20 protein-coding genes, 1 rRNA gene and 1 pseudogene are annotated in these 26,442 nt (G+C 72.4%); 6 read left to right on the top strand and 16 right to left on the bottom strand.

The window, feature by feature from the left end; all coding sequences use genetic code 11:
- Window positions 1-94 precede the first annotated feature (94 nt).
- The 4 genes from ald to ACWEBX_RS22425 form a co-directional block, all read right to left on the bottom strand.
- Window positions 95-1,210 (bottom strand): alanine dehydrogenase, encoded by a 1,116-nt coding sequence (gene ald / locus ACWEBX_RS22440; protein ID WP_384797544.1) that lies wholly within the window; start codon window positions 1,208-1,210, stop codon window positions 95-97.
- A gap of 170 nt (window positions 1,211-1,380) precedes the next feature.
- The gene (locus ACWEBX_RS22435; protein ID WP_451886599.1) at window positions 1,381-3,462 is read right to left on the bottom strand and encodes an AAA family ATPase; all 2,082 of its coding nucleotides are present in this window, start codon (window positions 3,460-3,462) and stop codon (window positions 1,381-1,383) included.
- A gap of 286 nt (window positions 3,463-3,748) precedes the next feature.
- Window positions 3,749-4,375, bottom strand: a complete 627-nt coding sequence (locus ACWEBX_RS22430) for an NUDIX domain-containing protein (RefSeq protein WP_451886598.1) — start codon at window positions 4,373-4,375, stop codon at window positions 3,749-3,751.
- Between the two features lie 111 nt (window positions 4,376-4,486).
- Window positions 4,487-6,154 (bottom strand): CTP synthase, encoded by a 1,668-nt coding sequence (locus tag ACWEBX_RS22425; protein WP_451886597.1) that lies wholly within the window; start codon window positions 6,152-6,154, stop codon window positions 4,487-4,489.
- Between the two features lie 570 nt (window positions 6,155-6,724).
- On the opposite strand from ACWEBX_RS22425, the gene ACWEBX_RS22420 reads away from it, so the two are divergent.
- The 3 genes from ACWEBX_RS22420 to ACWEBX_RS22410 all read left to right on the top strand — a co-directional run bounded on the left by ACWEBX_RS22420 (window position 6,725) and on the right by ACWEBX_RS22410 (window position 11,756).
- A complete protein-coding gene (locus ACWEBX_RS22420; protein WP_451886620.1) occupies window positions 6,725-8,527 on the top strand; it encodes a glycoside hydrolase family 15 protein in 1,803 nt (600 codons plus the stop codon).
- A gap of 105 nt (window positions 8,528-8,632) precedes the next feature.
- Window positions 8,633-10,027: an FAD-binding oxidoreductase gene (locus ACWEBX_RS22415; protein WP_451886596.1), complete on the top strand. Its 1,395-nt coding sequence runs from the start codon at window positions 8,633-8,635 to the stop codon at window positions 10,025-10,027.
- Window positions 10,028-10,127: 100 nt separating this feature from the next.
- Entirely contained in the window at window positions 10,128-11,756 is a 1,629-nt protein-coding gene (locus tag ACWEBX_RS22410; RefSeq protein ID WP_451886595.1) for a PucR family transcriptional regulator, read from the top strand.
- A gap of 25 nt (window positions 11,757-11,781) precedes the next feature.
- Here the strand turns inward: ACWEBX_RS22410 and ACWEBX_RS22405 are convergent, their stop codons facing one another.
- From ACWEBX_RS22405 to ACWEBX_RS22385, 5 genes are all read right to left on the bottom strand, one after another.
- The gene (locus ACWEBX_RS22405) at window positions 11,782-12,918 is read right to left on the bottom strand and encodes a glycosyltransferase family 4 protein (RefSeq protein WP_451886594.1); all 1,137 of its coding nucleotides are present in this window, start codon (window positions 12,916-12,918) and stop codon (window positions 11,782-11,784) included.
- Between the two features lie 620 nt (window positions 12,919-13,538).
- Complete coding sequence (gene recN / locus ACWEBX_RS22400; protein ID WP_451886593.1) at window positions 13,539-15,281, bottom strand: DNA repair protein RecN; 1,743 nt, start codon at window positions 15,279-15,281, stop codon at window positions 13,539-13,541.
- 151 nt (window positions 15,282-15,432) lie between these two features.
- The gene (locus ACWEBX_RS22395; protein WP_355772652.1) at window positions 15,433-16,338 is read right to left on the bottom strand and encodes an NAD kinase; all 906 of its coding nucleotides are present in this window, start codon (window positions 16,336-16,338) and stop codon (window positions 15,433-15,435) included.
- Window positions 16,335-17,150 carry a TlyA family RNA methyltransferase gene (locus tag ACWEBX_RS22390; protein ID WP_451407777.1) on the bottom strand — a complete coding sequence of 272 codons (816 nt, stop codon included), beginning with the start codon at window positions 17,148-17,150 and terminating at the stop codon, window positions 16,335-16,337. The genes ACWEBX_RS22395 and ACWEBX_RS22390 overlap by 4 nt, the downstream gene beginning before the upstream one ends.
- Window positions 17,151-17,264: 114 nt before the next feature.
- Window positions 17,265-17,582, bottom strand: a complete 318-nt coding sequence (locus ACWEBX_RS22385; protein WP_451886592.1) for a hypothetical protein — start codon at window positions 17,580-17,582, stop codon at window positions 17,265-17,267.
- A gap of 42 nt (window positions 17,583-17,624) precedes the next feature.
- Between ACWEBX_RS22385 and ACWEBX_RS22380 the strand changes: the two genes are divergently transcribed.
- The gene (locus ACWEBX_RS22380) at window positions 17,625-17,972 is read left to right on the top strand and encodes an SCP2 sterol-binding domain-containing protein (protein ID WP_451886591.1); all 348 of its coding nucleotides are present in this window, start codon (window positions 17,625-17,627) and stop codon (window positions 17,970-17,972) included.
- On the opposite strand, the gene ACWEBX_RS22375 is transcribed toward ACWEBX_RS22380, so the two are convergent.
- The 4 genes from ACWEBX_RS22375 to ACWEBX_RS22360 form a co-directional block, all read right to left on the bottom strand.
- Window positions 17,956-18,837 carry an ABC transporter ATP-binding protein gene (locus ACWEBX_RS22375; protein WP_451886590.1) on the bottom strand — a complete coding sequence of 294 codons (882 nt, stop codon included), beginning with the start codon at window positions 18,835-18,837 and terminating at the stop codon, window positions 17,956-17,958. The two genes, ACWEBX_RS22380 and ACWEBX_RS22375, sit on opposite strands and share 17 nt — an antisense overlap.
- The gene (locus ACWEBX_RS22370) at window positions 18,834-19,835 is read right to left on the bottom strand and encodes a FecCD family ABC transporter permease (RefSeq protein ID WP_451886619.1); all 1,002 of its coding nucleotides are present in this window, start codon (window positions 19,833-19,835) and stop codon (window positions 18,834-18,836) included. Before ACWEBX_RS22370 ends, ACWEBX_RS22375 begins: the two co-directional genes overlap by 4 nt.
- A gap of 95 nt (window positions 19,836-19,930) precedes the next feature.
- Window positions 19,931-20,974, bottom strand: coding sequence for a FecCD family ABC transporter permease (locus ACWEBX_RS22365; RefSeq protein ID WP_451886589.1), 1,044 nt, complete (start codon window positions 20,972-20,974; stop codon window positions 19,931-19,933).
- A 216-nt stretch (window positions 20,975-21,190) separates the two neighbouring features.
- Entirely contained in the window at window positions 21,191-22,219 is a 1,029-nt protein-coding gene (locus ACWEBX_RS22360) for an HAD hydrolase-like protein (RefSeq protein ID WP_451886588.1), read from the bottom strand.
- Between the two features lie 72 nt (window positions 22,220-22,291).
- Between ACWEBX_RS22360 and ACWEBX_RS22355 the strand changes: the two genes are divergently transcribed.
- Window positions 22,292-23,584: a DUF1015 domain-containing protein gene (locus ACWEBX_RS22355; protein WP_451886587.1), complete on the top strand. Its 1,293-nt coding sequence runs from the start codon at window positions 22,292-22,294 to the stop codon at window positions 23,582-23,584.
- Between the two features lie 100 nt (window positions 23,585-23,684).
- Here ACWEBX_RS22355 and ACWEBX_RS22350 read toward each other — a convergent pair whose 3' ends face one another.
- Together ACWEBX_RS22350 and ACWEBX_RS22345 are read right to left on the bottom strand one after the other, a co-directional pair.
- Entirely contained in the window at window positions 23,685-24,542 is an 858-nt protein-coding gene (locus ACWEBX_RS22350; protein WP_451886618.1) for a hypothetical protein, read from the bottom strand.
- 591 nt (window positions 24,543-25,133) lie between these two features.
- Window positions 25,134-25,691 (bottom strand): annotated as a pseudogene (locus ACWEBX_RS22345) (DEAD/DEAH box helicase); the annotation flags it as partial.
- Window positions 25,692-25,988: 297 nt separating this feature from the next.
- Between ACWEBX_RS22345 and ACWEBX_RS22340 the strand changes: the two are divergent.
- Complete coding sequence (locus tag ACWEBX_RS22340; RefSeq protein ID WP_451886622.1) at window positions 25,989-26,228, top strand: hypothetical protein; 240 nt, start codon at window positions 25,989-25,991, stop codon at window positions 26,226-26,228.
- A gap of 119 nt (window positions 26,229-26,347) precedes the next feature.
- Here ACWEBX_RS22340 and rrf read toward each other — a convergent pair.
- Window positions 26,348-26,442 (bottom strand): 5S ribosomal RNA (gene rrf, locus ACWEBX_RS22335); the annotation flags it as partial.

Here is a 26,442-nt window from a genome sequence, read left to right as displayed (position 1 = left end):
GCCGGGTGAGCGGTGTTGACGACCGAGTTGACGTATCGCCTTTTGTCGACGCCAAGTCGACCGAAAATGTCGACTAATGGAGCCATCGGCAAACTCAGCCGAGCAGGCTCTCCAGTGCCACGTGCTCCAGCCCGTGCGCCTCGGCGACCTCGCGGTAAACAACCTTGCCGTCGTGGGTGTTGAGACCCTTGGCCAGCGCGTTGTCACGGCGCAGCGCCTCGGTCCAGCCCCGGTCGGCGAGCTCGACGATGTACGGCAGCGTGGCGTTGGTCAGCGCGTACGTCGAGGTGTTGGGGACCGCGCCGGGCATGTTGGCGACGCAGTAGAAGACCGAGTTGTGGACCGGGAAGGTCGGCTCGGCGTGCGTGGTGGGGCGCGAGTCCTCGAAGCAGCCGCCCTGGTCGATCGCGATGTCGACCAGGACACTGCCCGGCTTCATCCGGGAGACGAGCTCGTTGGTGACCAGCTTCGGCGCCTTGGCGCCGGGGATCAGCACGGCACCGATCACGAGGTCGGCCTCGAGGCAGGCCTTCTCCAGCTCGAAGGAGTTGGACATGACGGCCTTGACCTTCGTGCCGAAGATCTTGTCGGCCTCGCGCAGCTTGTTGATGTCGCGGTCGAGCAGCGTCACCTCGAAGCCCATGCCGATGGCGATCTGCGCGGCGTTCCAGCCGGAGACACCGCCGCCGATCACGACGGCCTTGGCCGGCAGCACGCCCGGGACACCGCCGGGCAGAACACCGCGGCCGCCGTTGGCGCGCATCAGGTGGTAGGCGCCGACCTGCGGGGCGAGGCGGCCCGCGACCTCGGACATCGGGGCGAGCAGCGGCAGGGCGCGGCTGGGCAGCTCGACGGTCTCGTAGGCGATCGCCGTGGTGCCGGACTCCAGGAGCGCGTCCGTGCACTCCCTGGAAGCGGCCAGGTGCAGGTAGGTGAAGAGCGTCTGGTCCTTGCGGAGGCGGTGGTACTCCTCCGCGATGGGCTCCTTGACCTTCAGCAGCAGGTCGGCGGTGGCCCAGACCTCGTCGGCGGTGGGCAGGATCTGCGCCCCGGCGGAGACGTACTCCTCGTCCGTGATCGAGGAGCCGACACCGGCGCTCTGCTCGACGAAGACCTGGTGGCCGTGGCGCACGAGCTCGTGCACACCGGCGGGGGTGATGGCCACCCGGAACTCGTTGTTCTTGACCTCGCGGGGGATGCCGACCTTCACGTCGATCACGGTCCTTGACTCAGAGGGCTCTGGGGGATGCATGCCGAGGCGATGCAAGCCAGGCAATGCATGTCATACCCGACGTACGGGAGCACACCGGGAGACACCACGGAAGAACGCGGCGGAGCCAGTCTAATGAAGGGATTCCCTCTGTCTAGCCTTTCAATGCATCAATCTTCAGCGGATGCACTGCGGATTTCGTAGGCATTACCGTCGCATTCCGAGCCGGATGTGCTGTCCGGGAGCTCCTCTCCCAGCATGCGCTCGGCCGCCGCTCGGTGCAGCCGGGCGGCCGCCGGGTCGCCGAGCCGGTCCAGGGTGTCGGCCAGCCTGACCTGGAGCGCGGCCTGCAGGCGCACGTCGTCCGCGCGGCGCGCCCACTCCACGGCCTCCTGGCAGGTGCGCAGCGACTCCTCGGGCCGTCCGGCGTACTCCTGGACCCGGGCCATCTCGCTCAACGCCCTTGCCTGGGAGGCGACATCACCGTTCTTGCGGTGCCAGGCGACCGCGGCGCGCCAGTTGACCTGAGCCTCGCCGTAACGGCCCGCGTAGGTGTGCGCGGTGGCGATGCGCCCGTACAGCCGGGCGGCGTCCACGCGCTCGTCCCGCGCGAGCCGCTGGGCGAGCGCCCTGCCGTACCAGTCGGCGGCCCGGTCGTGGTCCTCGAGTTCCTGGTGGGCACCGCCTACGGATTCCATCGCGCGGCCGGTCGCGTACGGGTCGTTCGCCTCGCGTCCGGCGTCGAGCGCGGCACGGTAGCGGGCGAGGGCGTCGGCCTTCCGGCCGGTCTGCGCGTCCAGGTCGGCGAGATTGAGCAGCGCCGCCGCCTTCTCGCGGGGCAGGTTCCGGCGTTCGGCGACGTCCAGGACGAGCCGGTGGACGCCGTACAGATCCGGCGCCGCGGCCCGGGTGCCGAAATGAGCCGCCATCGCCCGCACCAGGGCGGCCATCAGGCGCCGGGCGAGGGTGTCCAGTTCCCCGTCGGCGACCGCGAGCCGGGCCGAGGCGAGCAGTGCCGGCCGGCGCACGCGCAGCCAGTCCTCGGCCGCCCTCGGACTGGCGAACCGCAGGGCGCGCGGCATGCCGGCGAGCTTCTCCCGGGCGGGCGAGCTGTCGGTCTCGGTGATGGCGCGGCAGGACACCAGGAGCCGTACGGTCCGCTCCAGCATCCGGGCGCGGGCGAGCTGCACCTCGGCGGGCCGGTCATGGGTGTCGACGAGCGCGCGGAGCAGGCGATGGAGGCAGCCGGGGACCTCGTACTGCGGCAGCGGCGAGGGGATCGCCCGCACCAGGCCGAGGCCGACGAACTCGTCCAGCGCGGTGTGCGCCGCCTGGACCGAGCAGCCGGCCAGCGCGGAGGCGGTGTGCGGGTCGACGAGGCCCGCGGGGGCGAGCGACAGCAGTCGCAGTATCCGCGCGGCGGTGCCCGGCAGGGAGGTGTACGAGAGCCGGAGGACGCGTTCCAGCGGTGTGCCGTCCTCGCCCTCGGTGCGCAGGTGCTTGGCGAGGTCGGCGACGGCGGAGGCGGGACGCGCGGCGAGCCAGCCGCCGGCCAGCACCAGGGCGGTCGGCTGACCCGCGCACAGTTCGACCAGCCCTTCGGCGGCGAGCGGGTCGACGGTGATGCGCACCGAGCCGGTGAAGTGGCCGAGGAGTTCGAGGGCGGACTTGGTGTCCAGGCCGCCCAGGGTGCAGGGGCGGACGTCCGCGATGCCGGTCAGCGGCCCGCCGGAGACGGCGACGACCAGGCAGTCAGGGGAGTCGGGCAGCAGCGCGTCGACCTGCTCGGCGTCGGCCGCGTCGTCGAGCAGGAGCACCGCCCGGCGGATCGCGAGGGCCTCGCGCAGCAGCTCTCCGAGGTCGTCGGCGCCGGCTCCGGGGGGTGCTGTCAGGCCGAGGGCGGTGAGCAGTTCGCGCGCGGTGGCCTCGGTGGGCACCGGTGTGCCGTCGGGTTCGGTGAGCCGGGCGCGCAGGAGGCCGTCGGGGTAACTCTCGGCGACCTGCTCGGCGAGCCGGCCGGCGAGCGCGCTGCGGCCGGAGCCGGGCTTGCCGGCGATGAGGAGCACCCGTGCCCGCGGGGCCTTGCGGCCGGCGATGGTGTCGAGGCCCGCACGCTCGATGTCCGCCCGGAGTTCCTTCAACTCTCTTGTACGGCCCAGGAACTGACTCTCCGTAGGAGGGGACCCGGCAGCCGGGGGCTGCCCGTGGGACGACACCTTGGTGCCGCCGTCGTCCACCACCTGATCCGCCACGGGCCACGCTCCCGTTCCACTGCACGCGCAAGCCCGCCGGGACTCCGGTACGGGCGTTTTCCAGAGCCTAGTTCACGCTCTGCGACGATCCGGGCGGAGCGCGGCGGCGGCGTCCCCCGATCGGATCAGGCGATCGTAGGACCGGCATCCCCGGATGGGCGTACCCGGCTCCCCGAACGGGCGTAGCCGGACTCCTCGGGCGGGCACGGCCGGACTCCTCGGACGGACGTACCCGGCCCGTCCGAGGCGGGTTCCGGGTCGGCGCGCGCCTCCCCGGAGGCGGGCGTCAGGCCTCGAAGGGGCGGGCGGGCCAGGGCGCATCGGCCGGGCGCAGGGCGTCGAGTCCGTCGCCCTGCCGTGCGGCGAGAAGCGAGAGAACGCCCACGACCAGGCAGTTGTTGTGCAGGTCGCCCGCGAGCACACCGCCGACGAGTTCACCGAGGGGGACGCGGGCCAGCTCCATGTCGGCCTCCTCGTCCTCGACCTCGAACCGCTCGCCCTCCGCCTGGGAGAGGCCGGTGGCCAGGAAGATGCGGATGGCCTCGTCGCAGCCGCCGGGGGTGGTGTAGACGTCGGTCAGCACCCGCCAGGTCTCCGCCTTGACGTGCGCCTCCTCGTAGAGCTCGCGCCGGGCGGCGTGCAGCGGGTTCTCGCCGGGGATGTCGAGCAGGCCCGCCGGGATCTCCCACAGCTTGTGGCGCACGGGGTGGCGGTACTGGCGCAGGACCAGGACACGGTCCTGCTCGTCCAGGGCGAGCACGGCCACGGAGCCCGGGTGGACCTGGTAGTCGCGGCGGACGACGGATCCGTCGGGCATGACCACGTCGTCGGTGCGCACCGAGGTCTTGTTGCCCTTGAAGGGGGTCTCGGTCGCCCGGACCTCCCACTCCTCGGGGGTGTCCTTGATCGTCATGGCCTGTCCTCCCACGCACGCAAACAGAAGCCGGTCCGGTGACGGAACCGGGGCGCGCGCCCGGCGGGAACACCCGCGGACCCGCACCCCGGTCACCGTACAACCCTGGTGTTACTCGCCCGTCTTGCGCGCCACCGCGGCCTTGACCAGGCCCGCGAAGAGCGGGTGCGGCCGGGTCGGGCGGGAGCGCAGCTCGGGGTGCGCCTGCGTCGCGACCAGGTACGGGTGGACGTCGCGCGGGTACTCGACGTACTCGACGAGCTTGCCGTCCGGGGAGGTGCCGGAGAACTGCAGACCGGCCTTCTTCTCCAGCTCGGCGCGGTAGGCGTTGTTCACCTCGTAGCGGTGACGGTGGCGCTCCTCGACGTACTCCTTGCCGTCGTACACCTCGCGCACGATCGAGCCCTCGGCGAGCTTGGCCGGGTACATGCCCAGGCGCATCGTGCCGCCCATGTCGCCCTCGCCCGCCACGATGTCGAGCTGCTCGGCCATCGTGGAGATGACCGGGTGGCCGGTGCCGGAGTCGAACTCGGTGGAGTTGGCGTCGGGGATGTCGGCCAGGTTCCGCGCGGCCTCGATCACGATGCACTGCAGGCCCAGGCACAGGCCCAGCAGCGGGATGCGGTTCTCGCGGGCGTACTGGATCGCGCCGACCTTGCCGGACACACCGCGGTCGCCGAAGCCGCCGGGGATGCAGATCGCGTCGACGTCGCCGAGCTGCTTGGCCGCGCCCGCGGAGGTCTTGCAGTCGTCCGAGGTGACCCACTTGATCTTCACGCGGGCCTTGTTGGCGAAACCGCCGGCGCGCAACGCCTCGGTGACCGAGAGGTAGGCGTCGGGCAGGTCGATGTACTTGCCGACGAGCGCCATGGTGATCTCGTGGACCGGGTTGTGGACGCGGTCGAGCAGGTCGTCCCAGGTCGCCCAGTCCACGTCACGGAACGGCAGGTCCAGCTTGCGGACGACGTAGGCGTCCAGGCCCTCGGTGTGCAGGACCTTCGGGATGTCGTAGATCGACGGGGCGTCGATCGCCGCGACCACGGCGGCCTCGTCCACGTCGCACATCAGCGAGATCTTGCGCTTGATGGCGGTGGGGACCTCGCGGTCGGCCCGCAGCACGATCGCGTCCGGCTGGATACCGATGTTGCGCAGCGCCGCGACCGAATGCTGCGTCGGCTTGGTCTTCAGCTCGCCGGACGGGCCGATGTAGGGCAGGAGCGAGATGTGCACGACGAACACGTTGTCGCGGCCGACCTCGTGACGGACCTGGCGGACCGTCTCCAGGAAGGGCAGCGACTCGATGTCGCCGACCGTGCCGCCGACCTCGGTGATGACGACGTCGACGTCGTCGGCCGCCATGCGGCGGATGCGGTGCTTGATCTCGTTGGTGATGTGCGGGATGACCTGCACGGTGTCACCCAGGTACTCGCCGCGCCGTTCCTTGGCGATGACGGTGGAGTACACCTGACCGGTGGTCACGTTGGCCGAGCCGTCCAGGTCCACGTCGAGGAAGCGCTCGTAGTGCCCGATGTCCAGGTCCGTCTCGGCGCCGTCGTTGGTGACGAACACCTCGCCGTGCTGGAACGGGTTCATGGTGCCCGGGTCGACGTTCAGGTACGGGTCGAGCTTCTGCATGGTGACGCGCAGACCCCGCGCCTTGAGCAGCGCGCCCAGGCTGGAGGCGGTCAGTCCCTTGCCGAGGGACGAAGCGACACCCCCGGTGACGAAGATGTGCTTGGTCGTCGTGGCTGTGCTGTTTCGAAAAGCACTGGGCGGCATGGCCAAGAGGGGGCTCCCGTGGTCGGTCTGGGGTGCGTGCCGGCGTGGGGCCCGGAGATTTCCGGGGGTTGCCGTCGCTGCGGTTCGGGGGTTTCTTGCCCACCGGTCCACGGGCTACCAGGGTATCAGCGACCGGACGAGGCCGCTTCCGGCCACGCTCCGCGCACGCCCGGACACCCGGTCGGGCACGCCCGGACACCCGGCCGGGCACACACCTCACACACCGCTCACTCGATCGGCGCAGCCAGGTTGTCCGGAGCGGCACGCGGATGTTCCACGTGCGTCGTATCCTGCTCGGACACTCGCTGCCGAGCACCTCCGGCACACGGCACCATCCCGCACGTAACCGGAACAAAGAGGGCCTGTCAGTTCGTTTCGAAACGACAATCGCATCGCCCATCGCACCGACAACCGGCGTTTCGCAGCGACGCACGGCGGACGTCCCCCATCATCGACGTTCCGCAGTTACCGACTCCCATTGCCTACTGTTTTGCAGTACCTACGTTCCCTTTGACCGCAAGAGCGACCGCCCCGCGCAGGGGCGCCGTGGCCGTTCGACTGGAGATGCACGTGGCCGGGCGCATCGAGGACTACGCACTCATCGGAGACATGCAGACAGCCGCGCTGGTCTGCCGGGACGGCACAGTCGACTGGCTGTGCCTGCCCCGCTTCGACTCCCATGCCATCTTCGCGGGACTGCTCGGCACGGAGGATCACGGCTTCTGGCGGCTCGGTCCCGCGCACGCCGCCGACGCGCCGCCGCCCGCGGCCTCGCGCCGCCGGTACCGCGGCGACTCACTGATCCTCGAGTCCGAGTGGGACACACCGCGGGGCACGGTCCGGGTGACCGATTTCATGCCGCCGCGTGACGGCGCGCCCCAGCTCATCCGGATCGTCGAGGGCGTCAGCGGCCGGGTGCCGATGCGCTCCGCGCTGCGCATGCGGTTCTCCTACGGCCGCGTCGTGCCCTGGGTGCGCCGGCACGAGGGGCGCACGGTCGCGGTCGCCGGACCCGACTCGGTCTGGTTCGACACGGACTGTCAGACGTACGGCAAGGACCTGACCACCTACGCCGACTTCACCGTGGCGCCGGGCGAGCGCATCACCTTCACCGTGTCGTGGGAGCCCTCGCACAAGGAGCCCCCGCCGCTGCCCGAGCCGGAGCAGTCACTGGAGGCGACCGAGGACTTCTGGCGCGACTGGGTCGACCAGTGCACGTACCACGGCCCCTACCGCGAGGCCGTCGTCCGCTCCCTGATCACGCTGAAGGCCCTCACGTACGCGCCCACGGGCGGCATCGTCGCCGCGCCCACCACCTCCCTCCCGGAGGAGATCGGTGGCGTACGCAACTGGGACTACCGCTACACCTGGCTGCGCGACGCGGCCATCACCCTCTCCTCGCTGCTGCGCACCGGCTACCGCGAGGAGGCCCGCGCCTGGCGCGAGTGGCTGCTGCGCGCGGTCGCCGGCGACCCGGAGAACCTCCAGATCATGTACGGCATCGCCGGCGAACGGGAGTTGGGCGAGGCCGAGCTCGACTGGCTTCCCGGGTACGAGAATTCGGCGCCGGTCCGGGTCGGCAACGGCGCCGCGCACCAGCTCCAGCTCGACGTCTACGGCGAGGTCACCGAGGCCCTGCACCTGGCCCACATGACGGGCCTGTCCCGCAACGACTACGCCTCGCTCCTCCAGTTGAAGCTGATCCGCTACCTGGAGACCCACTGGGACCAGCCGGACGAGGGCATCTGGGAAGTCCGGGGCCCGCGGCGGCACTTCGTGCACTCCAAGGTGATGGCCTGGGTCGCCGTCGACCGCACCATCAAGCTCATCGAGTCCGGGGACGCGCACGGCCCCCTGGAGAAATGGCGCGAACTGCGCGACGACATCCACCGGGACGTGTGCGAGAAGGGCTACGACCAGGAACGGAACACCTTCACGCAGTCCTACGGCTCCAAGGAGCTCGACGCCTCGCTGCTGCTCATCCCGCAGATGGGCTTCCTGCCGCCGGACGACAAGCGGGTGATCGGCACCATCGAGGCGATCCAGCGCGAGCTGTCCACCTCCGACGGTTTCATCCTGCGCTACCCGACCTCCGGCGAACACGCGGGCGTGGACGGCCTGGAGGGCGACGAGGGCGCCTTCCTCGCCTGCTCGTTCTGGATGGCCGACGACCTCGCGATGATCGGCCGGGTGGACGAGGCCCGCAAGCTCTTCGAGCGCCTGCTGGCCCTGCGCAACGACCTCGGCCTGCTGGCCGAGGAGTGGGACTCGCGCCTCCAGCGCCAGGTCGGGAACTTCCCGCAGGCCTTCAGCCACGTCCCCCTCATCGACACGGCCCTGCGGCTGACGGCGAGCGGGGCGTACGGCGGCTGAACCGCACCACGCCGGGCGCGCCGGGGGCCTCCCCGACGCGCCCGATGCGCCGCGCCCGCCTAGCCTGGTAGAAGTCCTGTCCCCTCATGGAAGGGGGCGGCTTCCATGGCTCCCCTTTCGAAGGCCGGCGCGGCACTGGCCGCACTCCGCGCGGGTCTCTCCGGTGAAGTGGTCACCCCTGACGATCCCGGGTACGACGAGGCCCGGTCGATCTTCAACGCGATGATCGACCGGCGGCCCGCCGTGATCGCGCGATGCGAGGGCGAGGCCGACGTGACACGCGCGGTGCGCTTCGCGCGGGAGCTGGATCTGCCGATCGCCGTACGCGGGGGCGGTCACAGCGTCTCGGGCATGTCGCTCAACGACGGCGGTCTCGTCGTCGATCTCAGCCGCATGCACGCGGTCACCGTCCACCCCGGGTCCGAGACGGTCCGGGTCGAGGGCGGAGCCCTGATGAGCCATCTCGACCGGGCCACCCAGCCGTACGGCCTCGCGACCACCGGCGGCCGTGTCTCGACGACCGGCGTCGGCGGCTTCGTCCTCGGCGGCGGCAGCGGCTGGCTGGACCGCTCCTTCGGCCTCGCCGTCGACAACCTGCTCGGCGTCGAGCTGGTGACCGCCGACGGCTCGCCGGTACGCGCCACCGACCAGGAGAACCCGGAGCTGTTCTGGGCGCTGCACGGCGGCGGCGGGAACTTCGGGGTCGCCACCGCGCTCACCCTCAAGCTGCACCCGCTGCCCGAGTTCTCGATCGCCCTGGTGATGTTCCAGCCGGAGGCCGGCCCCGACGTCGTACGCGTCTACCGCGAGATCATCGAGAACGGGCCGCCGGAGGCGAGCGGCGGCGTCCTCTACCTGACCGCCCCGCCCGAGGAGTTCATGCCCGAGCATCTGGTCGGCAAGCGGCTGTGCGCCGCCCTCGTGGCGTACGCGGGCGGCGAGGGGGACATGCGCAAGGTCGCGCAGCCGCTGCTGGCACTGCCGCACGAGGTCGAGATCGTCACCGCCCTGCCCTACCCCGACTTCAATTCCATGCTCGACGACCCGCCCGGCATGCGGAACTACTGGTCGGCGGAATACGTCACCGGCGCGCCCGACGACTTCGTGGACGTCTTCTGCGCCCTCGGCGAGGCCATGCCCGTCCCCACCGGCACCCAGCACGTGCTGTTCCCGCAGGGCGGCGCCATCGCCGCCGGACCGTCCCGGTTCCCGGTCCCCTACCGCGACGCGCCGTGGGCCGTGCACCCCTTCGGGATCTGGGAGGACCCGGCCGACGACGAGCGGTGCGTCGACTGGGTCAGGAAGGTCCGCGAGGACGTCCGGCCGTGGAGCACCGGCGCGGTCTACCTGAACTTCATCGGGGACGAGGGCACGGACCGCGTCACGGCCGGCCTCGGTGAGGACAACCTCCGGCGGCTGGCCGCGGTGAAGGCCGAGTACGACCCGGACAACGTCTTCCGCTTCAACCACAACATCGCCCCGGTACCGGCCGCCGCCTGACCCCGGTACCCACCTCGGACACCGCCCGCGGCGGCTCCGGCCGTCGTCCGTCACGGCCCGGAGATGCCTCCGGAAGCCGTCCGCGGGTAGCGTCCGCTCCATGGACAGCCGTTACGACACCCAGGGCGCCGGAATCACCGTGCAGCGGGCCCTCGAGCTGCCCGGACTGCGGAGCGGGCTGCCGGAGATCATCGCGGGGGCCGACCGGCTGCACCGGACTGTGCGCTGGGTGCACGCGGGCGAGGTCCCGAACATCGCCTCGCTGCTCAAGGGCGGCGAACTGCTGCTGACCACGGGCTACGGTCTCGGCACCCGCCCCGCCGACCAGCGCGCGTTCGTCCGCACGCTCGCCGAGCGCGGGATCGCGGCGCTCGTCGTGGAACTCGGCCCGCGCTTCACCCGGCTGCCCGCCGCGCTCGTGGAGACGGCGCGCTCCACCGGCCTGCCGCTGGTGCAGTTGCACCGCGAGGTGCCCTTCGTGACGGTCACGGAGGAGATCCACACCGAGATCGTCAACGGCCACTACGCACTGCTCCAGCAGGCCGAGGAAGTGCACCGGCGCTGCACCGAGGCCCTGCTCGGCGGCGGCGGAGTACCCCAAGTCCTGCGCATTCTCGCCGACTTCAGCGGCAACCCGGTCTTCCTGGAGACGGCCGACGGACAGCTCCTGTACGCCGCCGGGGCCGGCTCCACGGGCGCCGATCCGCTCCAGGTCTGGGAGGGGCTGCGCGGCCAGCACAAGGAGGAGCCGCCCGCGGGGACCACCCTGGTGGACGTGCCCGGCGGCGGCCCCGGCACCGGCTCCGTACGGGCCCGTCTGGTGCTGCTGCCCGTCGGCGCGCCGGTCGCCCCGGTGCACCGGATCGCCGCGGAGCGGGCCGCCGGCATCCTGGCCGTCGTGCTGATGCAGGCCCGCCAGGAGGAGGAACTGGCGGCGCGGGGGCGCGGCGACTTCCTGACCGACCTCGCCGAGGGCCGTATCGAGGCCGAGGACGCGCCGGCGCAGGCCCGCGTCCTCGGGTTCAAGCCCGGCGCCGGTCCGCTCCTGCCGGTCGTGATGCGGCTCGCCGACGGTCTCGCGCCCGGCGGCGGCTGGGCGGTCCTGGCCCGCGCCGTCGCGGAGGAGCTGGCCTCGGTGGGCGTCCCGGTCCTGCTGGGCGTCCGTCCCGTCGAGGGGCGGGTCCCGCTGCTCCTCGGCCTACGCTCGGAGTCGGAGCGGGCGGCCGTCGCGGACCGTGTCGCGGCCGCGCTGCGCGCCGGGGTGGAACGGGCCGGCATGCAGCGGCCCGGGGCGCAGCCGCCGGTGGTGGTCGTCGGGGTCGCCGGGGGCTGGGCGGCCGCGTCGGCGGGCCTGCGGCACGCGGCGGAGACGGCGACGGCCGCGCAGGGCCTGTCGGACCGGCCCTGGTACGACGCCCGCCGGCTGGACATCGACCTGCTGCTGTGGCGACTGCGCGAGCATCCCGACCTGGCCGCGTTCGTGGAGCGCGCGATCGGCCCGCTCCGCGACCACGACGTCCGCTCGAAACCGCCTCTTCTGCCCACCCTGCAGACGTACTTGGCGCACGCGGGCCGCAAGGCGGAGACCGCCCGCGAACTGCATCTGAACCGGCAGACCCTGTACAACCGCCTCGCCAGGATCGGCGAGTTGCTGGGCATGGACCTGGACGACCCGCAGACCGTACTGGCGTTGAGCCTGGCGCTGCGGGCCCGCAGACACGTTCCCTGAGGGCCGCCCGCCGCTTCGGCGCCGGTCAGGCCGGCGGCCGGAACCGGGTGAACTCGTCGTAGACGCTGAGCACTTGGGCGACCGTCTCGTCCTCGGTCGGCCACGTGGCGGCCTGCCGGGCGCCCTTCTCCCGCAGCGCCTCCTGACGCGCGGGATCGGCGAGCACGCGTACGACGGCGTCGGCGAGCGCTTTCGCGTTGCCGTACGGGACGAGTTCGGCCGCGTCACCGACCATCTCGGGGATGCCCCCGACCGCCGTGGCGACGAGCGGGACGCGCGCGTGCAGGGCCTCCTGCGCCAGCACCGAGCGCGACTCCCATCTGCTGGGCAGCAGCACGACGTCGGCGGCCGCCAGGAGTTCCGCGACATCCTCGCGGCGCCCGATGAGCCGGACCGGCAGTTCCTCGTCCTCGATCCGGCGCTGGAGAACCGCGCGCAGCGGCCCCTCCCCCGCGATCACGAGCAGCGGCATGGGATCGAGGCGGCACCAGGCGCGCGAGGCGTCCAGGAGCGTGTGATAGCCGCGGTGCCGGTCGAGCGAGCCGACCGCGATGAGCAACGGGCGGTCGGTCGACCCGAGTTCGGCCCGCGCCTTGTGCCGGAACCGGTCGGGTTCCACCGGCTCGACGGGCAGGCGCGGCGCCGGGAACGCGACGGCGGCGAGCCGCGCGTCGCGCGCGCCTCTCCTGCGCGCCCGGTCCACCAGGTCGGACGAGGTCCCGAGCACCACGGCTGCGGCCCTGGCGACCCGGCGTTCGACGAGCCGCAGGACATGGGCCCGGGCCCCGTCCGCCTCCGAGCGGGTGTGCCAGGTGACGACGAGGGGAACGCGGCGCCCGCTGAGCGCCAGTACCGCCCGCAGCGCCGCGTGGATCCCGTGCGCGTGAACCAGATCGGCGTCCGCGCAGGCCGCCCGCAGCGCGGACACCGAGGCGGGGTCGCTGCTGCGGGGCACGGGCACGTGGTGCGCGCCGACGCCGGTGAATCCGTACACGCGGTCCGCCTCGGCGGGGGCGCAGACGGTGACCCGGACCCCCCGGGCGACCAGACCCGCGGCCAGCGACCGTACGTGCGCGCTGCTGCCCGCACTTCCGCCGCCGAGCACCTGCACGGTGCGCAGCGGCGACTGGCCGTGCGCTGAGTGGCTGCTCACGTGGCTCACGTGGCCGGGGCTCCTGGTTCGGCGTCGGACGGTCACGAGAAACGTACAGAAGGACCGTGCGGAGAAAGGGATACCGCACGTCGTGCACCGCGTACTACGCCAAGGATGCCAGGCCGCACGGGCGTTCCGGCACCGCCATCACGACGAGGGCACGTCAGACAAGGCAACCCGGCGACGACGGTCACCCGCACGAGTGATGAATAGTCCATTCCGGGGAGGACCGAACCACACGACCGAATAAGCCCCCTGGCCCCGCGGGTCACCCCGGCCTCCGGAAGGCGCCGGGCGCATCACGCGTCACCTCGGCACCGAAGACGCCCGCGCGCGCCGCACCACCGGCAAGGTGCACCCGCGCACCGAGAGGCGCACCCGAGAGCCCGCACTCCCCGGCACACCTTTCGGGTGCGGAGAGTTTCAGCCCCTCTGGCCCGCCTTCGGGTGCGGGGCAAATTTCAGCCCCTCCGGCGTTTGAGGAGCGGGGTCTGGGGCGGAGCCCCAGGTACGGGAAGGGTAGGGGCGGAGGGGGCGAAGAGAGCAGGCGAGACGGCCACGGAGCCCGGGCGACTCCACCCGGCCGGGAGGCAGGACCGCCCCCCGGCGAGAGAGGGGCGGGTCTGCCGCTAGGCGTCCGCGCGAGCCGCCGCCAGCAGCTCCTCCGCGTGGGCCCGGGCCGTCTCGGAGTCCTCCTGCCCGGCGAGCATCCGGGACAGTTCGCGGATGCGCTCCTCGCCCTCCAGCACCTTCACACCGGACCGCGTCACCGAGCCGTCGTTGGTCTTCTCGACCAGGAGCTGCCGGTCGGCGAAGGCGGCCACCTGCGGCAGGTGCGTCACGACGACGACCTGCGCGCTCTTGGCGAGCTTCGCCAGCCGGCGCCCGATCTCGACCGCGGCCTTGCCGCCGACGCCCGCGTCGACCTCGTCGAAGAGATACGTCGGCACGGGGTCGGTCCCGGCGAACACGACCTCGACCGCGAGCATCACACGCGAGAGCTCACCGCCGGACGCGCCCTTGGCGATGGGCCGCGGCGGCGCCCCGGGATGCGGGGCGAGCAGCAGTTCCACCTCGTCGACGCCGGCCGGGCCGTAGGCCACCGGACGTCCGCCGACCTCCACGCCCTCCGGGTCGTCGGTCTGCCGGATCTCGAAGGACACGCGCGCGTGCGGCATGGCGAGCGAGGCCAGCTCGGCGGTGACGGCGGCGGCGAACCGCTCGGCGGCCTCCGTACGGGCGTCCGTCAGGGCCTGGGCGAGGCCGCCCAGTTCGCCGCGCAGCGCGTCCCGCTCGGCGGTCAGCTCGCCGATCCGGTCGTCGTCGCCGTCGAGTTCGGTGAGCCGTTCGGCGCTCCGCTCGGCCCAGGCGATCACGGCGTCGATGTCCTGGCCGTACTTGCGGGTGAGCTGGGTGAGCGCGGCCCTGCGCTCCTCGACGGCCGCCAGCCGCAGCGGGTCGGCGTCCAGGTCGTCGGCGTAGCCCGCGAGTTCGCCCGCGACGTCGCCCAGCAGGATGGCGATCTCGCCGATCCGCCCGGACAGCGTGGCGAGGGCCGAGTCGTGCGACCGTACGGCCTCCAGTGCCCGGTGGGCGCCCGCGACGAGCGTGGCCGCGTCGATGCCCTCGGGGTCCTCGGGGTTGCCCGCCAGCGCGGCGTGCGCGGCGGTCGCGGCGGATGCCAGCGCCTCCGCGTGACCGAGCCGCTCGGCCTCCGCCGCCAGCTCCGCGTCCTCGCCCGCGCGCGGCTCGACGGCCGCGATCTCGTCGAGTCCGAAGCGCAGCAGGTCGGCTTCCTGGGCCCGCTCCCGGGCGCGCGTCGTGATCTCGTCCAGCTCGACCGAGACGGCCCGCAGCCGGCGGTAGGCGCCCACGTACTTGGCGAGCGGTACGGCGACCGCGTCACCCGCGTACCGGTCGAGGGCCTGCCGCTGCCGGGACTGCTTGAGCAGCCCCTGCTGGTCGGTCTGGCCGTGCACCGCGACGAGTTCGTCGGCGAGCTCGGCGAGCACGCCCACCGGCACCGAGCGCCCGCCGAGATGCGCGCGTGAACGCCCCTCGGCCGAAACGGTACGGCTGATCAGCAGCACACCGTCGTCCAGCTCGGCGCCCGCCTCCTCGGCCCGTACGACGGCCGTCCCGCCCGCGGGTACGCTGATCCGCCCCTCCACGACCGCGCTCTTGGCGCCGATCCGCACGAGGGCCGGGTCGGCCCGCCCTCCCAGCAGCAGCCCGAGGCTGGTGACCACCATCGTCTTGCCCGCACCGGTCTCACCGGTCACGGCGGTGAAGCCGGGTGACAGCTCGACGACCGCGTCGTCGATGACTCCGAGCGACCGTATCCGCATCTCCTCCAACACGCCCCCGACCATACGAGGTTTTCCCGGCACCGTGCGACGCCGCCCCCCGCAAAGAGAACCGAGCGTTACCTGACGGGGGTGATCTCGTTCGCCGACGGACCGTGCGGAGGCGGCCCGGCACCCGGGGGAAACCCGGGTGCCGGGCGTGTCCCCGGGACCTGTCCTAGTGCGGTGCCCCGCGCCATCCGGAGACCGGCAGCGCGAACTTGGCGACGAGCCGGTCGGTGAAGGAGGCATGATGCAGCCGGGCCAGCCGCACGGGCACGGCCCCGCGGCGCACCTCGACCCGCGCGCCCGGCGGCAGCTCCACGGTCCGCCGCCCGTCGCACCACAGCACACCCGGCGGGACGTGCGGCAGCACCTCCACGGCGAGCACGGAGTCCGGCGAGGTCACCAGCGGCTTGGCGAACAGGGCGTGCGCGCTGATCGGCACCATCAGCAGCGCCTCGACCTCGGGCCAGACCACGGGGCCGCCCGCCGAGAAGGCGTACGCCGTCGACCCGGTCGGGGTCGCGCAGACGATCCCGTCGCAGCCGAACCCGGTGACGGGCCGCCCGTCGATCTCCAGCACCACTTCGAGGAGCTTCTCGGCGGACACCTTCTGCACGGCCGCCTCGTTCAGCGCCCAGTCGGTGTGCACGATGTCGCCGTTGCGGTGCACGACGACGTCGACCGTCATGCGTTCCTCGACCTCGTAGGCCTTGGTGACGACCCGGTCGACGACCTTGTCCAGATCGTCGCGCTCGGCCTCGGCGAGGAAGCCGACGCGCCCGAGGTTCACGCCGAGCATCGGCACCCCGGAGGCGCGGGCGAACTCGGCGCCGCGCAGCAGCGTTCCGTCACCGCCCAGAACGATGAGCAGCTCGCAGCCGTCGAGGCACTGCGGAGTGGCCTCCTGGACCAGCTCCACCTCGTGGGGCAGCGGCAGATCGGCCGCCTCGGCCGCGAGGACCCGCACGCCGATCCCGGAGCGCAGCAGCCCCTGGACGACCAGCTCGGCGCTTCGGATGGCTGCCGGCCGCCCGGTGTGGGCCAGCAGGAAAACAGTACGAGCTCGGGTCTGTGTCAACGCGGCCCCTCCGCCACTGCACGGTCAACGTCGGCCGGGTCGAGGTCGGGTGCCCCGGCCCGCAGCCACAGAAAGTACTCGACGTTGCCCGACGGTCCGGGCAACGGGCTCGCTGTCACGCCCTTCACTCCGAGCCCCAGCTCACGGGCTCGCCCCGCCACGCCGCGCACGGTCTCGGCGCGCAGCTCCGGGCTGCGCACGACACCGCCGCTGCCCAGCCGGTCCTTCCCCACCTCGAACTGCGGCTTGACCATCATCACCAGGTCGGCATCCGGCGCCGTGCACCGCGCGAGGGCGGGCAGCACCAGTCCGAGCGGGATGAAGGACAGATCCCCGACAACAAGGTCCACGGGCTCCCCATCGATCGCCTCCAACGTCAACTCGCGTACGTTCGTACGGTCCTTGACGGTGACGCGTTCATCGCTCTGGAGAGACCACGCAAGTTGGCCGTAACCGACGTCCACGGCGACGACATGGGCGGCGCCCGCGCGCAGCAGTACGTCGGTGAAGCCTCCGGTGGACGCGCCGGCGTCCAGCGCCCGCCGTCCCTCGACCTTCAGTCCCTGCGGCCCGAAGACGGCGAGCGCGCCGGCGAGCTTGTGTCCACCGCGCGAGACGTAGTCGGGGTCGCTGTCGTCCTTGCTGACCACGATCGCCGCGGCGGTCTCGACCTGCGTGGCGGGCTTGGTCGCGAGGGTCTTGCCCACGCTGACCCGGCCCGCGGCGATGAGCTGTCCGGCGTGCTCGCGCGAGCGGGCGAGCTTCCTGCGGACGAGCTCGGCGTCGAGGCGGCGGCGTGCCACTCCTGCCACGTTCGGTTCAGCTCCTGCGGTCGTACGGCGATGGACAGGGTGCCCGGAAGATTCTCCGGATGTCCCGAAGGTTCCTCGGGTATCCGGAACGTTCTCCGGGTGTCCCGAAGGATCTCATTGCGGGGCGGCGGCCGGGCGGCCGCCGGGAGCCGGAGCGCCCGGGCGGACGTCGAGCGCGGTGAGCTCGTCGCGCAGCCCCCGGTGCACATCCTCGTACACCTCGAGGTGTCCGTCCGTGGCGAGGTGGTCGGCGTCGGCCAGCCGGTCGAGCCGGGCGTCGACGTCGGCGTGGCCCGTCGGGACGCGCGGCACGTTCAGCGGGGCCGGTGCGGCGGGGTCGTAGGCGGGTTCCGGTCCGGCCTCGGCGGCCGGGCCGGGCTCCCGCGCGGTGACGGCCTCGGGGAGCTCGCCCTCGGGGACTGAGTCGTTCATGCCCCGACGCTACCGCGAAGGGCTGCGGTACCGTCGATCACGATGGCGACGACTGAGGAGTGCCGCACCGCACTCGACAAGCTTTCGGACAACATGGCGGGTGCCGACGGGGACGTACGGGCCGCGGCGGCCCTGGACCGCTCGCTGAGCTGCCGTATCACCGACCTGGACATCACCTTCGTCGGCCGCCTCAGGGGCGGCCGTATCGAGGTGCTGGACACACTCCAGGGCCCGCCCCCCGAGCGGGCCCAGATCCGCCTGACGATGAAGGGCGACGACCTGGTGTCGATGGTGAACGGCAAGCTGAACTTCGCCAAGGCCTGGGGCTCGGGCCGGGTGAAGCTGGAGGCGGGCCTGCGCGACCTGCTCCGGCTCAGGACGCTTCTGTAGCGGCCACGGCGGCGCGGACCCTGGCCTTGCGGGCGGCGGGCACCACGAGGGGCGTCCCGGTCTCCGGGTCGTCGATGACCTGGCAGCGCAGCCCGAAGACCTCCTCGACCAGTTCGGCCGTGACGATGTCGTTCGGGGCGCCCTCGGCGACGACCTGGCCGTCGCGCAGCGCGATCAGGTGGGTGGCGTAGCGGGCCGCGTGGTTGAGGTCGTGCAGGACGGCGACCAGGGTGCGGCCCCGCGTCTCGTGCAGCTCGGCGCACAGGTCGAGGACGTCGATCTGGTGCTGGATGTCGAGGTAGGTCGTCGGCTCGTCCAGCAGGAGCAGCGGGGTCTGCTGTGCGAGCGCCATCGCGATCCACACACGCTGACGCTGGCCGCCGGACAATTCGTCGACATAGCGATCGGCGAGTTCGGCGACCCCGGTCGAGGCCATCGACTCCTGCACCACCCGCTCGTCCTCCGCGGACCACTGCCGCAGCAGGCCCTGGTGGGGGTAGCGGCCCCGGCCGACGAGGTCGCCGACCGTGATCCCGTCCGGCGCGATCGACGACTGCGGCAGCAGCCCGAGGGTGCGCGCCACCTTTTTCGCGGGCATCGACTGGATCGCCTGTCCGTCGAGCAGGACCCGCCCGGCCGAGGGCTTCAGCATGCGCGACAGGGCGCGCAGCAGGGTGGACTTGCCACAGGCGTTCGGGCCGACGATCACCGTGAAGGACCGGTCGGGAATCTCCACCGACAGTTTCTCCGCGATGACACGCTGGTCGTAGGCGAGGGTGACGTCGGCGGCGGACAGGCGGTTCACAGTGCTCCTTGGGGTGTTCTCGTCCGCGGTCACGGGGGTGGCCTTCGCCGGGCCGCTCATATCCGGCCCGCCTTGCGTTCGGTGACCAGCAGCCACAGCAGGTAGAGGCCGCCGAGGACGCCGGTCACGACGCCGACGGGCAGTTGGTCGGCGCCGAAGGCGCGCTGCGAGGCCCAGTCCGCGACGATGAGCAGGGTCGCGCCCATGCACATCGAGGCCATCAGGTTCGGTCCGGGCGACCGGGTGAGCCGCCGGGCGAGCTGCGGCGCGGTGAGCGCCACGAAACCGACCGGGCCCGCGGCGGCGGTGGCACCCGCGGTGAGCAGCACGGCGGCCACCATCAGCAGCAGCCGCGTCCGCTCGACGCTCACTCCAAGGGCGTACGACACGTCGTCGCCCATCTCCATCATCCGCAGCCCGCGCGCGTTGCCGAGGACGAGGGGGACGAGGACCGCGCACATGATGAGCAGCGGCCACACCTGGGCCCAGTCCCGGCCGTTGAGGGAGCCGGTCATCCAGACGACGGCGCGGGCCGCGTCGACGAGGTCGGCCTTGGTGAGGAGATAGCCGTTGACCGCCGTGACGACCGCGGAGACACCGATGCCGACCAGGACGAGTCGATAGCCGTGCACGCCCCGCTTCCACGCGAGCAGATAGATGGCCAGCCCCGTCAGCAGTCCCCCGACGAGCGCTCCGAGGGCGACCTCGGTCGCGCTGCCCGAGAACAGGACGATCATGATGAGCGCGCCGGCCGTGGCCCCCTGTCCGAGCCCGAGCACGTCGGGGCTGCCCAGCGGGTTGCGGGAGATCGACTGGAAGAGCGCTCCGGCCAGCCCGAGCGAGGCCCCCACCAGCAGCCCGACGAGGACGCGCGGCAGTCGCAGTTCGTTGACGATGAACTCCTGGCCGGGGCTGCCGTCGCCGGCCAGGGTCTTGAGCACGTCGTCGGCCGGGATCGGGAAGTCGCCGGTGCCGACGAGCACCACGCTCGCCGCGGCCGCGGCCACCAGCAGCGAGGCGACCACGGTGACCATGCGGATGTCGAGCCGGACGGACAGGCCGCCGACGGTGCGGACGGCCCGGACACGGCGCGCGGGGAGTACCGGGACGCTCCGGTCGCGGGCGGTTCGGGTGCTTCGGACACGTGGGGTCGTCACAGCTGCGCCGTCCTCCGTCGCCGTACGAGAAGGATGAAGACCGGACCGCCCAGCACCGCGGTGACGATGCCGACCTGAAGCTCCGCCGGCCGGGCGACCAGCCGCCCCAGGACATCGGCGCCGAGCAGCAGCACGGGCGACAGGACGGTGGCGTACGGCAGGATCCAGCGCAGGTCGGGCCCGGTGAAGGAGCGGACGGCGTGCGGAACCATGAGCCCGACGAACACGATCGGTCCGCAGGCGGCGGTCGCGGCGCCGCACAGCACGGTCGCGGCGGCCATGGACAGCGCGCGGGTGCGGTTCAGGTTGGCGCCGAGCGCCCGGGCGGTGTCGTCGCCCATGGCCATCGCGTTCAGCGGCCGGGCGAGGGCCAGCGCGACCAGCGCGCCGACGCCGAGGAAGGGTGCCACCTGCTCGATCGTCGAGTCGGTCGCCGAGGCGAGCGAACCGACGGTCCAGAAGCGCATCTTGCCGAGCGCCGCGTCGTCCATGATCATCACGGCCTGGAGATAGCCGTACAGCGCGGCGCTGATCGCGGTTCCGGCGAGCGCGAGCCGCACCGGGGTCGCACCCCGGCTGCCGCCCAGGAACCAGACCAGCGCTCCGACGGCCGCCGCGCCGAAGAAGGCGAACCAGACGTAGCCGCTCAGCGAGGTGACGCCGAAGTACGTGATCGCGGTGACGACGGCGGCGGACGCGCCCGCGTTGATCCCCAGCAGACCGGGGTCGGCCAGCGGATTGCGGGTCAGCGCCTGGAGTACGGCACCGGACAGCCCGAGCGCGGCGCCGACCAGCAGCCCGAGCACGGTGCGCGAGATCCGGTCACCGACGACGACGTCCGCGTACGTCCCCGAGTCGTGGAACAGGCCGTGCCACACCTGGGCCGGCGGCAGGGCTTTCGCGCCGATCGCGATACTCGCCAGCGCGACCAGCAGCAGGACACCCACGGATACGAGGAGTCCAAGAGTCCGTATCGCCCGGCGGCTTGGGGGCGCGGGGGCGGTTTCCGCGCGCTGTTCAGGAGGACTGTCGACCAACACGAGGTTAGGTTAGCCTACCCTCGCGTTGCGTTTCGATGCGCCCGCACCCTTGATCCCGCGCCGAAGCCCAGGTCAGCCCGGTCCCGGCCCAATCCGGCACGAGCGACCGCCGCCCCGGTCCCCACGCCCTCCCCGGACGGCCCAGGGCGACTGCCCGGGATCTGCCGGATCGGACAGATCCCGGCCGGTCGGGACGCCAAGCCGGTCACGCGGGTCCTACAGGCCCAGCCGGGCCAGCGCCTTCCCGCCGTCCAGCTCGCACACGCCCTCGCCCGCGGACGTCCACGCAGCCGCGCACAGCGCCCGCAGCCCGTCCAGGGCCTCGCCCTCGCCCGTCAGCTCCAGGGCGTCGCCGCCCGCCGTCGCCGTCCAGCCGCCGCAGCGGAACCCGTCACCCGCCTCGACGACCTCGGGCTGCCCGGTGAGCATGCCGCGCAGATCGGCGTCGACGTACGTCGGACGGTGCCGCGGCGGCGCGGCGAGAAGCTGCGCCCCGTCCGTCACACCGGTGAGGACGAGCAGCGAGTCCACCTCTCCGTTGAACGCGCCCTCGATGTCCGTGTCCAGCCGGTCCCCGACCACCAGCGGCCGCTCGGCCCCGGTCCGCAGAATCGTCTCGCGGTGCATCGGCGGCAACGGCTTGCCCGCCACCTGGGGATCGGCACCCGTGGCGATACGGACGACCTCCACCGCAGCGCCGTTGCCGGGCGCGATCCCGCGCGCGCCCGGAATCGTCAGATCCGTGTTGGACGCGAACCAGGGAACCCCGCGCGCGATGGCGTAACACGCCTCCGCGAACCGGGACCAGGTCAGATCGGGACCGCCGTACCCCTGCACGACCGCCACGGGCTCGTCCTCCGCCGAGTCGACCGGCTCCAGCCCGCGCTCGCGCAGCGCGACCCGCAGCCCCTCGCCGCCGATGACCAGCACACGCGACCCCGCCGGCACCTGCTCGCTGATGAGCCGTGCCACGGCCTGCGCCGAGGTGATGACGTCCGCCTCCACCGTCGGGATGCCCAGCTCCGTCAGGTGCCCGGCGACCGCGTCCGGGGTACGCAGCGCATTGTTGGTGACGTACGCGAGGTGCATCCCGCCCGCCCGCGCCGTCGCCAGCGATTCCACGGCGTGGGCGATGGCGTCGCCGCCCGCGTACACCACACCGTCCAGGTCCAGCAGCGCGGTGTCGTACGCCTCGCTCAGGGCCTGCTCACTGCCCTCGGGCCGCGTCCTGACGGTCTGGCTCATTGCGCATCGCTCCTCGTTCGATCCCGTTGCCCCGATCATCCCGCATGCCACGGACACACTTACGATGCCCCAATGAACTATGCAGGTCCCGAGGAGGAAACACCGGCAGGGAGCGGCCTCGAACTCACCCCGTTCCGAGGCCTGCGCTACGACCCCGACCGGGTCGGCAGCCTGGCCGCCGTGACGTCCCCGCCGTACGACGTGATCGTCCGGCCCGACGGACTGCTCGAACTCGAATCGGCCGACCCGTACAACATCGTCCGGCTCATCCTCCCGCAGGACGGCACCCCCGCCGCCCGCAACCGCCAGGCGGCCGACACGCTGAACCGCTGGCTGTCGGAGGGCATCCTGGCCGCCGATCCCGAGCCGGGCCTGTACGTGTACGAGCAGCGCGACGGCGACCTGCTGCAACGCGGCGTGATCGGCAATCTGCGGCTGTCCGATCCGGCCGACGGCGTCGTGCTCCCGCACGAGGACGTGATGCCGCACGTCATCGCGGACCGCGCGGCCCTGATGCGCGCCACGTCCGCCAACCTCGAACCCCTGCTGCTGACCTATCGCGGCAACGGTTCCGGGTACGGCACCGCCGCCGTCATCGAGCGCACCGCCGCCCTGCCGCCGCTGCTGTCCACCACCACGGAGGACGGCATCAGCCATCGCCTGTGGGCGGTCACGGACCCGGCGGAGCTCACGGAGATCCGCACGGACCTCGGCCGGCACCAGGCCCTGATCGCCGACGGACACCACCGCTGGGCGACGTACCTTCGTCTACGCGCGGAGCATCCTTCGCCGAGCCCCTGGGACTACGGTCTGGTCCTCCTCGTGGACACCGCCCGCTACCCGCTGCGCGTCCGGGCCATCCACCGCCTGCTGCACCGCCTGCCGGTCGCCGACGCGCTGGCCGCCCTCGGGGACTCGTTCCGCGTACGCCGCCTCGACGTGCCCCTCCCCGAGGCGCTGGAGTCCCTCGCCGCCGCGGCCGCCGAGGGGAACGCCTTCCTCCTCGCCGGCGACGGCGCCTTCCACCTCGTCGACCGCCCGTCGCCCGACCTCCTCGCCCGTACGATCCCGGCCGAGCACCCGGAAGCCTGGCGCGCGCTGGACGCGACGGTCCTGCATGCCACGCTCCTGGACCATGTGTGGGGCATCCCGGAGGACTCCCCCGCGCACATCGCGTACATCCACGACACGACCGCCACGGTCGAGAAGGCGGAGCACGACGGGGGCACGGCCGTCCTGATGCACCCGGTCCATGAGGAAGTGGTACGCGAGCTCGCGCGCCAGGGGGTCACGATGCCGCGCAAGTCGACCTCCTTCGGGCCGAAGCCGGCGTCCGGTCTCGTCCTGCGGGCGCTCACTCCCTGAGAGGTCACGGTCCCGGGAAACAACCGCGGAAACGCCACGTGGGCGGCGGGTCACCTTCCGGTGTCCCGCCGCCCACGTGTTTGCGCCGTGGTGTCCGGCGTCAGCTCTGCGGACGCTGAGGAGCGTCGTCCTCGTCGTCGTCCTCGTCCTCGTCGTCCTCGTCGTCTTCTTCGTCGAGGTCGTCGACGTCGTCCGTGATCCCGTTCGTGGTCACGGACTCGATCTCGTCGTCGTCCTCGTCGTCCTCGTCGTCGGCCTCGTCCGCGTCCTGGTGCTCGTCCTCGACGGGGGTCTCCGTCGCGGTCCCGGTGGTGTCCGCGGTCCCGGCCTCGCCGTCCTCGTCGAGGGCGTCGACGAACTCGACGCCGTCCATCGCGGCGAGCCGGTCGGAGGCGTCCGTGCTGCCGTCCTTGTCGGACTCGACGGTCTTGGCGAACCACTCGCGTGCCTCGCCCTCGCGTCCGGCGGCGAGGAGTGCGTCGGCGTAGGCGTACCGCAGTCGGGCGGTCCAGGGCTGGACGGAGTTCGAGGCGAGCTCGGGGCTCTGCAGGGTGACGATGGCGGCGTCGAGCTGATCCATGTCACGCCGGGCACCGGCGGCCACGAGACGCATCTCGACCTGGCTCGCCTTGTCCAGCTTCTGCACCTCGGGCGCCCCGGCCATCTCCAGCGCCTTCTCGGGCCGACCGAGACCGCGCTCGCAGTCCGCCATCACGGGCCACAGCTCCACGCTGCCGGTCATCCGACGCGCGGCACGGAACTCGGCGAGCGCCTCGCTGAACTGCTGGTTGGCGTACGCGGCGAAGCCGGCGGCCTCACGCACGGCGGCGACACGCGAGGCCAGCCGCAGGGCGATCCTCGAGTACGCGTAGGCGGCCTCGGGGTCCTCGTCGATGAGCCGGGCGACCATCACCAGGTTGCGGGAGACATCCTCGGCGAGACCCTTGGGCAGGCTCATGAGCTCCTGCCTCACATCCGCGTCGATCTCCTCCCCCGTGACCTCGTCCGGGATCGGCAGACGCTTGATCGGCTCGCGGTCCCGCTCCCGCTCGTCGCGGTAACGGCCGCCACCGCGGCGGTCGTCGCCACCGCGGTCGTCGCGGCCACGGAAGCCACCGCCGCTGCCGCCCCGGTCGTCGCGACGCGGTCCACCACGGCGGTCGTCGCGTCCCCGGTCGTCACGGCCACGGAAGCCGCCGCCGCTGCCGCCCCGGCTGTCGTCGCGGCGGAAGCCACCACGGTCGTCGTCACGGCGCGGGCCGCTGGGCCGCTCGTCACGACGGAAGTCTCCACGGTCGTCACGGCGGAACGGCGGACGGTCGCTGTCCCTGCGATCGTCGCGGCGGAAGTCGCCACCGCCACGGTTGTCGTCGCGGCGGAAGCCACCACGGTCGTCGTCGCGACGCGGGCCGCTGGGCCGCTCGTCACGACGGAAGGAGGACGGACGGTCCGCGTCGCGGCGGAAGTCGCCACCACCCCGGTTGTCGTCCCGGCGGAAGCCACCACGATCGCCCTCACGGCGGTCGCCACGATCGTCGCGGCGGAAGTCGCCACCGCCACGGTTGTCGTCGCGGCGGAAGCCACCACGGTCGTCGTCGCGACGCGGGCCGCTGGGCCGCTCGTCACGACGGAAGGAGGACGGACGGTCCGGGTCACGGCGGAAGCCACCGCGGTCGTCGCCCCGACGCTCGTCACGCCGGTCATCACGACGGAAGTCACCACGGTCGTCGCGACGGAAACCGCCGCCACTGCTGCTGCCGCCGCCACCGCGGTTGTCGTCGCGACGGAAACCGCCGGCACTGCCACCACGGTCGTCACGACGGAAACCGCCACCGCCACCGCTGCCGCCACCGCGGTTGTCGTCACGGCGGAAACCGCCGGCACTGCCACCACGGTCGTCACGACGGAAACCGCCACCGCCACTGCCACCGCCACTGCTGCCGCCACCGCGGTTGTCGTCACGGCGGAAGCCGCCACTGCTGCCGCCGCCACGGTTGTCGTCGCGACGGAAACCGCCGGCACTGCCACCACGGTCGTCACGACGGAAACCGCCACCGCCACTGCTGCCGCCACCGCGGTTGTCGTCACGGCGGAAGCCGCCACGGTCACCACCGCCACTGCTGCCGCCGCCACGGTTGTCGTCGCGACGGAAGCCGCCGGCACTGCCACCACGGTCGTCACGACGGAAACCGCCACCGCCACCGCCACTGCTGCCGCCGCCACGGTTGTCGTCACGGCGGGGGCTGCTGGGCCGATCGTCGCGGTTGAAGGCGGGACGGTCCCCGTCCCTGCGGAAGCCGCCGCCGGCACCTCGGTCGTCGCGACGCGGGCCGCTGGGCCGATCGTCACGACGGAACGGCGGCCGGCCGCCCCGATCGCCCTCACGACGGTCGTCCCGGCCCTGGTGGCCACCGCCACCGCTGCCACCACGGTTGTCGTCGCGGCGGAAGCCGCCACGGTCCCCGCCGCGGTCCCCGCCACGGTCGCCGCCACGGTCGCCGTCACGGCGATCGTCACGCCGGCCGGAGCCACCTCGGTCGTTGTCTCGGCGCGGACCACCGCGGTTGTCACCGCGGTCACCACTGTCACGACGGCGCTGGTCGCGCTCCGGTCGCTCGTCGGGAGAGTTGGTGGACATGGGTGACTCCTGTCTTCGGTACCGCAAGTCATTCTCGCGCAGCCAGGTACCCGGCGCGCTTCGGCAAAACAAAAAAGGACCCTTGGCCCCAGCGAGTCGCTGGGACCAAGGGTCCTCCAATTTTAGTTCGGCGGCGTCCTACTCTCCCACAGGGTCCCCCCTGCAGTACCATCGGCGCTGTGAGGCTTAGCTTCCGGGTTCGGAATGTAACCGGGCGTTT

The sequence above is a fragment of the Streptomyces sp. NPDC005070 genome, assembly GCF_053600395.1.
The sequence above is the reverse complement of the archived record's forward strand: the minus strand, read 5'-3'. Positions and strand labels throughout refer to the sequence as shown.

What these genes read in the sequence shown, in the direction of transcription:
- ACWEBX_RS22430 (WP_451886598.1), bottom strand. Translation starts at nt 4,375, where the DNA reads ATGACGATCAAGGACACCCCCGAGGAGTGGGAGGTCCGGGCGACCGAG.
- ACWEBX_RS22385 (WP_451886592.1), bottom strand. Translation starts at nt 17,582, where the DNA reads ATGAACGACTCAGTCCCCGAGGGCGAGCTCCCCGAGGCCGTCACCGCG.
- ACWEBX_RS22410 (WP_451886595.1), top strand. Translation starts at nt 10,128, where the DNA reads ATGGACAGCCGTTACGACACCCAGGGCGCCGGAATCACCGTGCAGCGG.
- ACWEBX_RS22355 (WP_451886587.1), top strand. Translation starts at nt 22,292, where the DNA reads ATGAACTATGCAGGTCCCGAGGAGGAAACACCGGCAGGGAGCGGCCTC.
- ACWEBX_RS22350 (WP_451886618.1), bottom strand. Translation starts at nt 24,542, where the DNA reads ATGAGCCTGCCCAAGGGTCTCGCCGAGGATGTCTCCCGCAACCTGGTG.
- ACWEBX_RS22425 (WP_451886597.1), bottom strand. Translation starts at nt 6,154, where the DNA reads ATGCCGCCCAGTGCTTTTCGAAACAGCACAGCCACGACGACCAAGCAC.
- ACWEBX_RS22375 (WP_451886590.1), bottom strand. Translation starts at nt 18,837, where the DNA reads ATGAGCGGCCCGGCGAAGGCCACCCCCGTGACCGCGGACGAGAACACC.
- ACWEBX_RS22415 (WP_451886596.1), top strand. Translation starts at nt 8,633, where the DNA reads ATGGCTCCCCTTTCGAAGGCCGGCGCGGCACTGGCCGCACTCCGCGCG.
- recN (WP_451886593.1), bottom strand. Translation starts at nt 15,281, where the DNA reads ATGGTCGGGGGCGTGTTGGAGGAGATGCGGATACGGTCGCTCGGAGTC.
- ACWEBX_RS22360 (WP_451886588.1), bottom strand. Translation starts at nt 22,219, where the DNA reads ATGAGCCAGACCGTCAGGACGCGGCCCGAGGGCAGTGAGCAGGCCCTG.
- ACWEBX_RS22380 (WP_451886591.1), top strand. Translation starts at nt 17,625, where the DNA reads ATGGCGACGACTGAGGAGTGCCGCACCGCACTCGACAAGCTTTCGGAC.